We start from the raw sequence: 13,409 nt of genomic DNA, 5'->3' as shown, positions 1-13,409 counted from the left end.
TTCAGCTCACGATGAGCTTAGAACTTGTAGGAACCGCTCAGATAGAACTGGCGGCCCAGGGCGCTCGAGTACGATGGGTTGTAGCCCACTTGATGCGAACCCGTGTTACGCAGGGTGAACGGCGGATCGCGGTCGAACAGGTTCAGGATGCCAGCCGTGACTTCCACGTTCTTCAGCGGACGGTAAGCCGTCTGGAAGTCGAAGGTGGTGTAGCTCGGCACTTCCAGCTGGATGCCATAGCATTCGCCTGGGCTGCCGGCGACGATCACGGCGCAGCCTTTTTCAGTCTGTTCCTTGTCGGTGTAGCCATTGCGATAGCTGGCGCTCAGTGTATGCGTGAACTTGGCCGTCTCAAACGTGGTGGTGGCGCGGATGATGTTGCGGAAGCTGACCTTGTCGTTCGAACCATAACGATTCAGGCTGGTTTCCCATTGATCATTCGTGCCTGGCGTCGTGTAGCGCGAGCGCAGCAGGTAGGTACCCATCAGGCGGCTCGTCAGGCGGCCGTCCAGCAGCTTCATCTTGTGGGTGAAGTCGTAGTCGATACCGCGGTTTTCCACTTTACCAATGTTGATTGGCAGCAGTTTGACGGCCAGCACGTCCTTGCCCGTCGAGGTGATGTGCTTGGTAGTGAACAGGTCGGCATACTTGGCTGGATTGCTGAAGATCAAGCCTTCGGAGACCGGTGTCACCTGATCGTTGATCTGCACGTTCCACAGGTCGAACGACATCGACAGACTGTCGATCGGCTCGAACACGGTGCCGATGCTCCATTGCTTCGACGTTTCCGGTTTCAATTCCGGATTGCCGCTCTGGAAGGCTTCGAACTGCTGGCGTACCACGCCTTCGCAATAGTTGGCCAGCGGGTGACCGCCCATGCCGTTCGCTGCCGTCAATGGGCATTGATAGTTACCACCGGTAACGCCCCAGTCTTCCAGCGGACCGGCGATTTCCTGCATGCTGGCGGCGCGGAAGCCGGTGCCGGCAGCGGCGCGGAACATCAGGCTCTTGGTCGCGGAATACTTGCCGCTGACTTTCCAGGTGGTGGCGTTTTCTTTCTTACCTACCGTCTTGCCCGTCAGCTTGTTGTCAATGGCGCCGATCTGGTCATAACGCAGCGAGCCGGTCATTTCCAGTTTCTTCGAAATCGGCAGCATCAGTTCGGCATACGCGCCCGCATTGTCGCGCGCGTATTCGCTGTCGACTTGTACATTGTCAAACAGGATCTGCGCCTGCTTGGCCACATCCGCCTGTTGCACCTTGTACGAGGTGTTGCGGTAGTCGGCGCCCACGCCCAGCATGGCAGTGCCGCCCGGCAGCGAGAACACGGGACGCGAAGCGCGGCCATCGACACCCTTCATTTCCACGGTTTGCGTGTTGTAGGTGCCGCTGAAGCCCGTACCCATCAGTGCCTGGCGCATGGCGTCCGGCATCGAGCCCACAGGGTAGGCGAACGGGTCGATGTTGCCATCAGCCAATTGCGCATCGAATTTGTCCGACAGGGGGAAACCGCTGACGTATTGTTGCGTCTGCTTGTTTTTCGAGTAGGTCACGGCGGAATTGATGTCCCAGCCGAATGCATTGCCATCGACGCCGGCGACGATATGGGTGGCTTTGGTGCCGTAGTTGTAGACGCGGTTGCCCATTTCCGACAGGCGGTATTTGGCGACGGCGCCCGTGGCGTTGGCCAATTGCGTTGGCGTCAGGTTCGGCGCCAGGTATTTGTTGAACAGCGGCGAGCCGACGTCGACGGAGAAATCGGCCGGGTATGGCGCAATGCTGGCGATGACGCGCGCTTCGGTGTAGGCGAGGTCATAGAAACCCTGGAAGCCGGTTTTGCCCAGTTTGACGGTACCCGAGCTGAAGATGGCGTCGCGCTTCGATTCAGGATTGATTTCGATGGTCGATGGCGAATCGAAATAGCAGTTGCCGTCGCCATAGAAATCCATGTTGCTGGCGGCGCATTTGCCGCCATGGGCCAATGCGTACGGGTTCAGGTTGACGCTATCGACGAAGGGCGTGCCGGTCTTCGGATTGATGACCACGGCGCCAGTCAGCGGATCGGTGCGGTTGTAATCGACAGTGGCGTTGCCAGGGGCCGAACGCGAGGAACCGTTGATGAATTGCAGCGCCTTGCCGGTCTTCGGATCGTTGAAATTGATGATGCCGCTTTTCGCGAAGCTGCGCTGCGATGCTTTCAGCGATTTTTGTTCGTCATGGCTGGCCGACACGAAGATGCTGTAGCCATCGTCGTCGATGTCGCCGAAGCCCTTGCTGATCGAAATCGAGTTGCTGGCGCCGCCCGATTCTTCAGGACGCGAGTACTTGGCATTGATTTCCAGCGGCGCAGCGCCTTTTTTCAGGATGAAGTTGACCACGCCGGCGATGGCGTCGGCACCATACAGTGCCGAGGCGCCGTCCGTCAGCACTTCCACGCGTTCGATGGCCGACAGCGGGATCGAGTTCAGGTCGATGGTGGTGCCGGAATTGGATGGCGCCACGCGGCGGCCGTTCAGCAGCACCAGCGTGTAGGCTGCGCCGATATCGTGAATCGAGGCCGTGGTGACGCCGCCGCCGCCGCCGCCAACCGAATCGGCGGCCACGGAGAAGCCCTGCATCGCAGGAATCTGCTGAATGAAATCGGTCACCGTGGTGACGCCGGTTTTCTTGATGTCTTTCTGGTTGAACGACTGCACCGGCAGCGACGCTTCGGAAGCGATGCGCTTGATGCTCGAACCCGTGACTTCCACGCGTTGCATGGTGCCATCTGTTGTTTCTTGCGCATACGCGGCGTGCATGCTCAGGGCCATGCCGCCTGCAAACATCAGGCGCAGCGACCGCGATATTACATTTTCTATCATCATCTGAAATTCCTTGTTATTGTGATAAAGGCGGCAATTATTTTGAAATAACTTGTTGCTCGCCAACAATTTATTTGCCTTTTTACAAATCCACCAATGAAAATTCTGTAAATTTTCAGGGCCCTCATCAAAACATTCACCATTCAGATTGTCAATTTCGCGCGGACTTTTTGGACAAAATGCAACATTTTCCTGTTTTTTTTATAATCCTTCAGCAATAAAGTATCGTGAACCCTTGTCAGTCCTGCTCAGATGCGTAAAATAAAACGGCGCACATCATCGCTGATGGCGCCGCTTTTCTGTCGCTGGCACGCTGTTGCCAGCGCTGCCTGTTTTATCTGTCGACCTGAACTTTTCCCCTTAAAACGTATAGCTGCCGCGCAGGTAATACGCACGCCCGACCGGGTCCGTGTAGCGCGGGTCATAGCCTTTCTGGAACAAGGTGCCCTGGTTCGAGAACGGCGGCTCCCTGTCCAGCAGGTTCTTCACGCCGGCCGTCAGCAGCAAGCCCTTCCACGCATAGCTGCCCGACAGTCCCAGCAGGCTGTACGACGACACATCGTGCCGGTATGGCGGCTCGACCAGGTTCTGGTCCGTGTAGCGCGACTTGAACGATTGCGACAGGGTGGCGCCCCAGTTGCCCTTGCGCCAGTTCAGCGCGGCCGTGTGCTTCCAGCGAAATACCGGATTGTTGTCGGCATAGCGGCCCACGTTGGCGATGAAGGCGCCGTTGCGTTCGTTCTGGTAGTCGTACTTGTGGGTCCACGTGCCATCGACCGTGACGCTGACATCGCCATACGCGCCGCGTGCCAGGCGCGCATTCAGGCTGACGTCGATGCCGTCGGTTTTCACTTCGCCGAGGTTATCGTTCAGGTCGAGAATGGCGTACGGCGAACCATCGGGATTGCGCAGGAACAAGGCCTTGTATTTCTCGTAGTTGCCGAAGATCGATTGCTCGGGCAAGGAGGCAATCTTGTCCTTCAAATGGATGTTCCAGTAGTCGATGGCGACGGTCACTTCTTTGATCGGCTCGAGCACCAGGCCGAAGGCGAAGGTCGTGGATTTTTCCGGTTTCAGGTTTTCATTGCCGCCTTGTAGCTTGAACTGCTGCAAGTCGCAATCGCGCAAGGGATTGGCACCGGCTTGCGGCACGCCACCGGGGCACAAAATCGGGTCGTCATAGCTATCGTTGGTATCGTTCTTCGACGGTGGCGCATTCTTTTCAAACAGGGTGGGCGCGCGGAAACCCGTGCTGGCCGAGCCGCGCAGCACCAGCGCGCTGCTGGCCTGGTAGCGCAGGGCCAGCTTGGGATTGGTGGTGCTGCCCACGTCGCTGTAATGGTCGAAACGGGCGGCCAGCTGCACTTCCAGGTCCTTGATCAGCGGTAAGTTGATTTCGCCAAAGACGGCCTGGATGGAGCGCGAGCCGCTCTTCGACAGCGAGCCCGACAAGCCGGAACTGGTGGCCTGGCCGGCGATGTCGCGGTTGACGTTGAAGTCGGCCTTTTCGCGCCGCACTTCGCCGCCCAAAGCGATGGCCAGCGGGCCGCCGGCCAGTTGCATCAGCTCGCGGCTGCCCTTGAGGTCGAAGCCCGTGGTGGTGACCCTGGCGTTCTGCACTTCGCCGCGCAGGGCCGTGCTGTCGAGGTAAGCCTTGCCGGGGGCATCCTGCACGCCAAACGGGTTCAGGATGCCGTTCAGCACGCCAGCGGCAAAGCTCGCATCCTGCACATAGCCGTTGGTAAATTTCTCCGACGACTTGCTGATCGCATGGCTCAGTCCCGTCTTGTAATCCCAACCCGCCAGTTCCCCTTCCAGCGCCAGCACCAGGCGGTCGGCTTTGCCGGTGGAATCGATCTGCCGCTGGCCTGCCTCGACGGGGCGCCAGTTGACGCTCAGGGGCTGGCCCGACAAGCCCGGCTGGGCCGGCACGCCGCCCGCATTGCCCGGATAGTAAGGGCTGGTGCTGGGCAGGATCAAGCCTGTTTGCGGCGGCGGCGCCGTGCGTGCCTTCACCTTGTTTTCCGAATGCAGATATTCCACCGTGGCCAGGTGGCCGCCGCCCAGCTTGAAGGCGCCCTTGCCGAAGAATGCCAGCTGTTCCTGCGCCGGCAGGTCGTCGATCTGGCGCGTGTAATCCTGGCGGCAAGTGCCGTTCGCCGGCACGGCCGGCACCGACAGCGGCGGCAGGCAGCCGCTGGCCGCGTAGGGATTGCCGGCCAGGCCCTTGCCGCCGTTGGCGGCCGCATCGAAGTAATTGCCGGGGAAAGTCGTGCCGCTGGTAATGGACAGGCCGCGCGAGGGGATGATGCCGGTGGCCGAGAAGGCGCGGTCCTGCGAGGTCAGCACTTCTTGCTTGTGATAGTCGAGCACGCCAAAAATATTGTAGCCATCCGTGTCGAGCTCGCCAAAGCCCGTCGACAGGTTGAGGCGGTGCTCGTCGCCGCCCTTGTGCTGGGGGGCGACGACTTCGGCGGTGATGTTCGTGACGTTGACGGAGCGCTTCGTGATGAAGTTGATGACGCCGCCGATGGCGTCCGTGCCGTAGATGGCCGAGGCGCCGTCGCGCAGCACTTCGACTCTTTCCAGGGCGGCGATGGGAATGATGTTCAGGTCGACGCTGGCGCCGTCATACGGATGGTTGGCGATGCGCCGGCCATTGAGCAGCACCAGCGTCTTGTCGCCGCCCAGTCCGCGCAAGTCGGCGCTGGCCTGGCCGCCCGTGGGCAAGCCGCTGGTATTGCCGCCGACGGCATTGCCGCTGCCCATGCTCGACGCGTTCGCGGGGATCCTGCCCAGCACTTCCTGGGCCGTCGTCAAGCCCTGCCTGGCGAAATCCTCGGCCTTGAAGATGGACAAGGGCGTCGCCGTTTCCGCGACGAGGCGCTTGATGGAGGAGCCGGTGACTTCGACTCTTTGCATGGCGGGCGTGCCGGCTGTGTCGGTGTCCTGCGCCATGGCCGCATGGCCATAAACACCGAGCAAGGCTGCGCACAGCAGGCGCAAGGCAGGGAAGGGACTGCGGGTTGGCATCATCTGACACTCCTGTGGCGTGGGTTTGGCCAAGTGGCCTGCAAGGGAGTTTTACAGGCGCGCGGGAGCTAAGGTTTGCGTTTGCGCAATAGGCATGTGGATGCGTGTTCGCGCGCCACAGTCGGAACAAAAAAAGGCGGTGATTGCTCACCGCCTCGCGTCAGGATGCCTGCGTCAGCTTAGAAGAACTTGTAGCTGGCGCCCAGTTTGAAGTAGCGGCCGATGGCGCCGCTGGCATCCATCGGGTTGTAGCTCATGCCGCCATAGGTCAGCGGATCGAGCGGCGCGATCTTGTCGGTCACGTTGTTGATCGAGGCAAACAGTTGCAGCTGCTTGCTGACATTCCAACGGCTCGACAGGTCGAGCGTGGTGAATGAGGCGAGCTTGCAACCGTTCGGCGCCGGTGTGCCGTCGGCCAGTTTGGAGGAGCAAGGAATGCCCTCAAACTTGATATTTTTCATGTCTGAACGATAGTTCAGCACGCCGCTGACGTTCCAGTTGCCCAGATCCCACGAGCCGGTGAGATTGATCTTGTCCTTCGGCGTGCCGGCGCAGTTGGAGGTATCGCAATTGCCATGCGTGCCAGCAAACTGGTAGCGCACGGTGGATGATTCGGCCCGCACCCACGAGGCGATGTGGGTCCAGGTCAGGCCGAACGTGGCGCGGCCGTAGTCGCCCAGGCGCACGCGCTGCTTGACGTCCAGGTCGATACCCTTGATCTCCGTGAAGCTGGAGTTGCGGTACGGCGCCTTGGTGATCAGCAAGGTGCCCGTGTTCGGCGTGACGACGCCATTGATGGTCAGGTTGTTGTCGGCGCGGATGGCGGTCGGCAGGGCGGCCGCTTCGTTGTACGGCAGGGGGTTGATCTCGTTTTCGCGCTTGATCTTCCAGCCATCGAGCGACAGGCTGGTATCGTTGAACGGATCCCACACGATGCCCAGGGTGTAGCCCTTGGATTTTTCCGGCTTGAGGCTGGGGTCGCCGACCTTGACGGCCGCCACCTGCAGTTCGCAGTCGCTGGCATTGGCGCCCGGCAGGCGGGTGCCGCCCGGGCAGCGCACGGGATCGCTTACGGTCGCGGTGCCCGTCGATTGCGAATCGGCATTGCTTTCTGCCGGGCCCGGCGCGCGGAAACCTTCCGAATACGTGCCGCGCACGGCGAAGGTTTTCAGTGGCGTCCACTTGGCGCCCAGTTTCGGCGTGGTCGACGAGAAACGGTCGTATTTGTCGTAACGCAAGGCGCCCGACAGTTCCACCGTCTTGAAGACGGGCGCCAGCACTTCCATGAACACGGCCGAGACCTTGCTGTCGCCCTTGGCCGCCACGTAACTGGCGTTGATGGAACCGTCTTCCGTGCCAGTCAGCGATGGATTGTCGAGCTTGTCGCGACGGTGTTCCGCGCCCACTGCCAGGCCCAGGGCGCCGCCCGGCAACTGCATCAGCTCGCGCGAGGCCTTGAAGTCGATGATGTCGAGCTTGGTCGTCGAATCGGAGGTGGCGTTGGTGACCATGGCTGCGTACAGCGAGGCCGGATTCTTGCCTGCCTGTGCACCGATGTAGTAGGGGAAATGCTTGCTGGCCGGACTGGAATCGCCCAGGGCATCCCTGACGACGGCCATGTTCAGCATGTTGCTGTAATCGAGGTGCAGCTTCGATTCCGAATGCGTGTAGCCTGCATCGTAGTCCCAGCCCATGGCATTGCCCTTGACGCCGAGCACGATGCGGTTGAACTCGTTGTTGGCCTGGCGCGTGCTGGGGCCGACGTCGAAAGCCTGGTAGCGCACGCGTACCGGCACGCCGTACGGATTTTGCGGATGGTTGGCGGCCAGCACAATGGTGGTGCCGGCACCGGAACCGTAATTGACGACGCCAGTCGGGCTGGTGGCGTTCGGCGGGAAGGCGACGGTGGGCGTGACCGATGGCGGGATCAGGGTAAAGGCCGTGTCGCGTTTCGAGTAGCCCGCTTCCGCGTATACCTGGGTGTCGGCATTGACTTGCCAGGTGCCGCGCGTGTACAGGTTGACCGATTCGATCTTCGGCTGCATCGAGCGGAACTGGTCGTGGTGCCACACGCAGCCGCCTTTCGGATCTTGCGGTGAAGACACGGACAAGGTGGAGCAGCCGGGCAGGGAGACATAGTTGTTGGTGACGGGGTCGCGGATCAGGCCTGTCGGCGAGGGATTCGCATCGTTGTTGCTGTTGATGTAGCCGCCGGCGAACTGGGTGTTGATCGCATAGCCATACGGGCGCAGGTCGCCCTTGCCTATCCATTTGCGCCCGGAGCGGTCGCTGTTCATCAGCATGTCCGATTTGCTGTATTCGGCATTGACGACGACATTGAATTTATCCGTGTCCAGGTTGCCCTTGCCGAAGGTCAGCGAGGCGCGGTGCTGCTTGGCGTCGCTGTCGCCGGAGATACCCGTGTCGGCCTTCAGGGTCAGGCCTTCGAAATCCTTGCGCAGGATGATGTTGACGACGCCGGCGATGGCGTCCGCGCCATACGTCGACGAGGCGCCGTCCTTGAGGATTTCGATGCGCTCGACAATCTGCATCGGCACGGTGGACAGGTCGGTAAAGCTCTTCTGGCCGTCATCGGCGCGCGCGAACGGCGCCATGCGGCGGCCATTGAGCAAGACCAGGGTCGAGGTGGCGCCCAGGCCGCGCAGCGAGATGGCCGTGGAACCGGCGGCAAAACCGTTGCCGAAGCCCGTCGGCAGGGAGCCGGCGCCATCGGCGGTCAGGGTTTGCAGGTATTCGGCCACGGTGGCCTTGCCCGATTTCATCAAGTCGTCGCGGGTGATGAGCTGTACCGGCGATGCGGTCTCGGCCGTGGCTCGTTTGATGCTCGAGCCTGTAATTTCCACACGTTGCACATTGGCATCTTGTGCCATTGCCGGCGCAGCCATGATGCCAAGGCTGAGCGCTGCCACGCTACCCGAAAAGATCAGGCGTACGGAGCGGGATATCACTGTTTCCATCATCATTCTCAGAACTCCGAAAGTGTGCTCGGCTGGCCCTTGTGCGGCACAGCTTTGCCAGGGTGATAAAGATTGCTGCGTCGGCAATCGCTGTGGGTCAAACGGCATATCGTGCATTGCCGTGATTGATAAGACCATTTGCCGGGAAAACCTGTCAACGCGCACACATGCTTTTTCGGCATGGAAACAACAGTGTTTTTTATAATATTGACTTGTTTCAATATTTGCAATTATTTCAATGTTGCAGTGCGCCGCATATTTTCCGTACTGCCATAAAAACAGCTGTCATTCGGGGCCGTAAGGGTTGTTACCAAGGTATTTTTTCATGGTGGCGGCTGGCTTTTGTTGCGATGCGGAAGATTTTCCCCGTGATCGGGCGGCCGTGGCTGCGCGCCACGCCAGCACTGCGGCTTTTCGCCCGGCGGACAAAATATGCGTTATCGTTACGCCTTTTTCCAGCGCGCCTGCATGCGGACGGGGCTGGCGATAAGCAAGGCATAGATCTTGCGTGGATGGACTGGTTTTGGCGGTGGAATCCTGTATCCCAGGGGGAAGCCAGTACAGGCGCACCAATGCGGTGCGACAGATAATCGAGATGAAGGGTATTACATGAAGTCACCATGGATGCGGCGCGTGGCGCTGCTCGCCTGCCTGGCCACCCTGCCGCTGGCGGCCGTTGCCGCCGATGCCGCCCCTGCCGCGGGCGCGCCGGTGAAAACCTTGCGCTATATTCTGCCGGCCGCCGAGACGGGCTTCGATCCGGCCACCGCGCGCGACCTGTATTCGAACCACATCACGCAGGCCGTCTTCGACACCCTGTACACCTATGATTACCTGGCGCGCCCCGTGAAGGTGGTGCCCGGTGCGGCCGCCGCCATGCCGGAAGTGTCCGCCGACGGCAAGACCTATACCATCCGCCTGAAAAAAGGCATCCTGTTCACGCCGGACGCCGCGTTCGGCGGCAAGCGCCGCGAACTGACGATGGCCGATTATGTGTATTCGTGGAAGCGTTTGTTCGACCCGCGCCTGGCTTCGCCGCACAGCTGGCTGTTCGAAGGCAAGGTGGTGGGCCTCGATGATCTGGCCAAGGAAGCGGCCAAGTCGAACAAGCTCGACTTCAACAAGAAGGTGGCCGGCCTGGAAATCCTCGACCCGTACACCTTGCGCATCACGCTGACCAAGACCGATTTCAATTTCCCCATGATCCTCGCCTACGTGCCGACGGCCGCCGTGGCGCGCGAAGTGGTGGACAAATATGGCGACGTGAAGGGCGAAGTGGGTTCGAATCCCGTCGGCACCGGCTATTACACCCTCGGTGAGTGGACGCGCGGCAACCGCATCGTCCTGAACCGCAACCCGCAGCACTTGCCCGAGACGTGGAACTTCATGGCAGGCGACGACCCGGACGACCAGCGCATCGTGCGCCAGATGCAGGGTAAACGCATTCCCGCCATCGACCGCATCGAAATTTCCGTGATGATCGAAGACCAGTCGCGCTGGCTGTCGTTCCAGAGCGGCGGCACGGATGTGTTCTGGCTCGATGGCCCGCTGGCGCCGAAAGCATTGCTCAACGGCAAGCTGCGTCCCGAGCTGGCGGAGAAGGGCGTGCAACTGTCGCGCCTGCTCGATCCCGAGATCAGCTATTACTACTGGAATATGGAAGACCCGACCCTGGGCGGCTTCAGCAAGGAAAAGATCGCCCTGCGCCGCGCCATCGCCATGGCGCACAATATCGACGAGGAAATCCGCATCATCTGGAATGGCCAGGCCAAGCGCCTCGACTATCCGATACCGCCCGGCGTCGTCGGCTACGATCCGCACTACAAATCCCTACTGCAATACGATCCCGTGCTGGCCAACAAATTGCTGGATAAATTCGGTTACAAGAAGGGCGCCGACGGCTGGCGCACTCTTCCGGACGGCAAGCCGCTGCTGATCCGCTACGCTTCGCGCAACGAAGCCAATGGCGTGCTGCAGGCGGAAATGTGGCGCAAGACGTACAACTCGCTGGGCATCCGCATGGAAAACGACCGCATGATCTTTTCCGACATTTTAAAGACGGAAAAGCAGTGCAAGATGCAGACGCGCACGGCGCCGTGGCTGGCCGACTATCCGGACGGCGACAACTTCATGCAGCTGTTCTACGGCCCGAACACGCACCAGAACAACAATGGCTGCTACCAGGATCCCGAGTACGATAAATGGTACGCGGCCAGCCAGGCCATGCCGGCCAGCCCTGAGCGCGACGAGCTGTTCCACAAGATGGCGCGCCGCCTGGAAGTCAATGCGGGCGCCCTGATCGGCTATGCGCGCTACCGCAACATGCTGGCGCAAAAGTCGGTGCAGGGCTACAAGAAGCACCCGATCCTGTTCCAGGAATGGGCGTATATGGATATCGACAATACGGGCGCGCCGGTGGCGCCTGCTGCCGACCCGGCTAAAAAATAAGCGCAGCTTATAGAAACAAGGAATCATTATGTTTGCTTATATCCTGCGCCGCCTGTGGCAGATGCTGCCGACCATGCTGGGCGTGGTCCTGCTGGTGTTTATCCTGTTTAACTGGGTCGGCGGTGACCCCGCCTACATTTTGGCCGGCAAGATGTCGAGTGCCGAAAGCATCGCCAACATCCGCCGCCAGCTCGGGGTCGACCAGCCGTATTACGTGCAGCTGTGGATCTTCATCAAGCAGATCGTCACGTTCGACTTCGGCCAGAGCTGGGCCACGGGGGAATCCGTGTCGCACATCATCACCTCGCGCCTGGGGCCGTCGATGATGGTCTTGATCCCGCTGACCGTGCTGGAAACGTTTTTTGGCGTGGCGCTGGCGCTGGCCATCGCCTTCGTGCGTGGCTCGCTGACGGACCGCGCCGTCATGATCGCCTGTACAGTGGGCATGTCGATTTCCATCCTCGTCTACATCATCGTCTTCCAGTACGGCTTCGCTTATAAACTGGGCCTGTTCCCCGTGCAGGGCTGGGGCGACAGCTTCTGGGAAAACCTGCTGCGCTATTCCACCTTGCCGATCCTGATCGGCCTGGCCGTGTCGATTGCGCCGACCCTGCGCCTGTTCCGCACCTTCGTGCTGGACGAGGCGAACCAGGATTACGTGCGCACGGCGCGCGCCAAGGGCCTCAAGGAAGGCCGCATCATGTGGGTGCACGTGCTGCGCAATGCCGGCATTCCCATCATTACCTATGTGATGTCGAACTTGCCGGCCCTGCTGATCGGCGCTTTCCTGCTCGAGCGCTTTTTCGGCATCCCCGGCATCGGGCGTGAAGTGATTCTGGCCGTCGAGCGCAGTGACTTTCCGGTGATCAAGGCGATCACCGTGTATGTTGCCGCCGCCACCATGCTCTTCAACCTGCTCACCGACCTGCTGTACCAGGCGGTCGATCCTCGCGTACAACTGAAGTAGAAAGAGACGATGTCGAAACCTCATACATCGCCCGGCCTGTGGGCCCTGGCGTGGCGCCGTTTGCGCGGCGACAAGATTGCAATGGTATCGCTGGCCGTGGTCGGCGCCTTTTTCCTGCTGGTGCTGGCGTCCGCCAGCGGCCTGGTGGCCTCCAACTGGGAAGACGAAGTGGCCGTCAGCTATGCGCCGCCGACCTTCGTGGGCGCCGACAAGGACGTCGCCGCCGATGGCGCGATGCCCGTGACGGACGAGCGCAGCGCGCCCACCCCCGTCAACGTGCTTGATCCGCTGGCCGACGACATCGCCGAACTGCGGGCCCAGATGGGCAGTAATCCATCGGCCGGCGTCGAGATGTACGGCGTCACGGACCCGCTGGCCGACGACTTGACGGCCTTGCGCGCCGGCATGGGCAAGGCCAAGAAACTCGTCACGCACAAGGCGGCAACCCTGCCGTTCGGCGCCGACAAGTGGGGTCACGACATCCTGCAGAAAACCATCAAGGGCGGCGAAACGTCGATCGTCGTGGGCCTGGTGGCGGCCTTGCTGGCCGTGGTGCTGGGCACCATCTTTGGCGCCGTGTCCGGCTACTTCGGCGGCGTCGTCGATGACTTTTTCAACTGGTTCTACAGCATTTTCACGTCGATCCCATCGATCCTGATGATCTTGACGGTGGCGGCCGTGCTGCAACAGAAGGGCGTGCTGACCATCGTGCTGATCCTGGGGCTGACGGGCTGGACGGGGCCGTACCGTTTGATACGCGCCGAATACATCAAGCACAAGGCGCGCGAATACGTGATGGCGGCAGACGCGATCGGCGCCTCGCACTGGCGCAAGATGTTTTCCCACATCTTCCCCAACGTGAGCCACGTTGCCTTGGTGCAAATGTCGATTCTGGTCGTGGGCTTCATCAAGGCGGAAGTGATTTTGAGCTTCCTCGGCTTTGGCGTGCCGGTGGGTACCGTCTCGTGGGGCAGCATGCTCAACGAGGCACAAAATGAACTGATCCTGGGCAAATGGTGGCAGCTGACAGCCGCCGCCACGGCGATGGCCGTGCTGGTGACGGCGTTCTCGCTGTTTACCGATGCCTTGCGCGATGCGCTCGACCCCAAAGTGAAATAGGAG

The 13,409-nt window shown here is 60.8% G+C and carries 6 protein-coding genes; 3 read left to right on the top strand and 3 right to left on the bottom strand.

All coding sequences use genetic code 11. The annotated features are described in order from the left end of the window. Window positions 1-17: 17 nt before the first annotated feature. From HWE17_RS11820 to HWE17_RS11810, 3 genes are all read right to left on the bottom strand, one after another. Window positions 18-2,864 (bottom strand): TonB-dependent receptor, encoded by a 2,847-nt coding sequence (locus HWE17_RS11820; protein WP_035825173.1) that lies wholly within the window; start codon window positions 2,862-2,864, stop codon window positions 18-20. A gap of 357 nt (window positions 2,865-3,221) precedes the next feature. Next, window positions 3,222-5,897: a TonB-dependent receptor gene (locus tag HWE17_RS11815; RefSeq protein ID WP_255206215.1), complete on the bottom strand. Its 2,676-nt coding sequence runs from the start codon at window positions 5,895-5,897 to the stop codon at window positions 3,222-3,224. A gap of 176 nt (window positions 5,898-6,073) precedes the next feature. After that, window positions 6,074-8,758, bottom strand: a complete 2,685-nt coding sequence (locus HWE17_RS11810; RefSeq protein WP_369681724.1) for a TonB-dependent receptor — start codon at window positions 8,756-8,758, stop codon at window positions 6,074-6,076. A gap of 723 nt (window positions 8,759-9,481) precedes the next feature. Here HWE17_RS11810 and HWE17_RS11805 point away from each other — a divergent pair. Genes HWE17_RS11805 through HWE17_RS11795 form a run of 3 tightly spaced genes read left to right on the top strand, consistent with a single transcriptional unit; the run spans window position 9,482 to window position 13,406 of the window. Continuing rightward, window positions 9,482-11,320 carry an ABC transporter substrate-binding protein gene (locus tag HWE17_RS11805; RefSeq protein ID WP_255206213.1) on the top strand — a complete coding sequence of 613 codons (1,839 nt, stop codon included), beginning with the start codon at window positions 9,482-9,484 and terminating at the stop codon, window positions 11,318-11,320. A 28-nt stretch (window positions 11,321-11,348) separates the two neighbouring features. Further along, on the top strand, window positions 11,349-12,287 hold the full coding sequence (locus tag HWE17_RS11800) for an ABC transporter permease (RefSeq protein ID WP_034782513.1): 939 nt from the start codon (window positions 11,349-11,351) through the stop codon (window positions 12,285-12,287). 9 nt (window positions 12,288-12,296) lie between these two features. Continuing rightward, on the top strand, window positions 12,297-13,406 hold the full coding sequence (locus tag HWE17_RS11795) for an ABC transporter permease (RefSeq protein WP_035825181.1): 1,110 nt from the start codon (window positions 12,297-12,299) through the stop codon (window positions 13,404-13,406). The last annotated feature ends 3 nt before the right edge of the window (window positions 13,407-13,409 follow it).

This window comes from Janthinobacterium sp. BJB401, assembly GCF_013372745.1.
Classification (GTDB): Bacteria; Pseudomonadota; Gammaproteobacteria; order Burkholderiales; family Burkholderiaceae_D; genus Janthinobacterium; species Janthinobacterium rivuli.
The sequence above is the reverse complement of the archived record's forward strand: the minus strand, read 5'-3'. Positions and strand labels throughout refer to the sequence as shown.

Excerpts from the sequence above, each read along its gene's own strand:
- HWE17_RS11805 (WP_255206213.1), top strand. The coding sequence starts at position 9,482 with ATGAAGTCACCATGGATGCGGCGCGTGGCGCTGCTCGCCTGCCTGGCC.
- HWE17_RS11800 (WP_034782513.1), top strand. The coding sequence starts at position 11,349 with ATGTTTGCTTATATCCTGCGCCGCCTGTGGCAGATGCTGCCGACCATG.
- HWE17_RS11815 (WP_255206215.1), bottom strand. The coding sequence starts at position 5,897 with ATGATGCCAACCCGCAGTCCCTTCCCTGCCTTGCGCCTGCTGTGCGCA.
- HWE17_RS11795 (WP_035825181.1), top strand. The coding sequence starts at position 12,297 with ATGTCGAAACCTCATACATCGCCCGGCCTGTGGGCCCTGGCGTGGCGC.
- HWE17_RS11820 (WP_035825173.1), bottom strand. The coding sequence starts at position 2,864 with ATGATGATAGAAAATGTAATATCGCGGTCGCTGCGCCTGATGTTTGCA.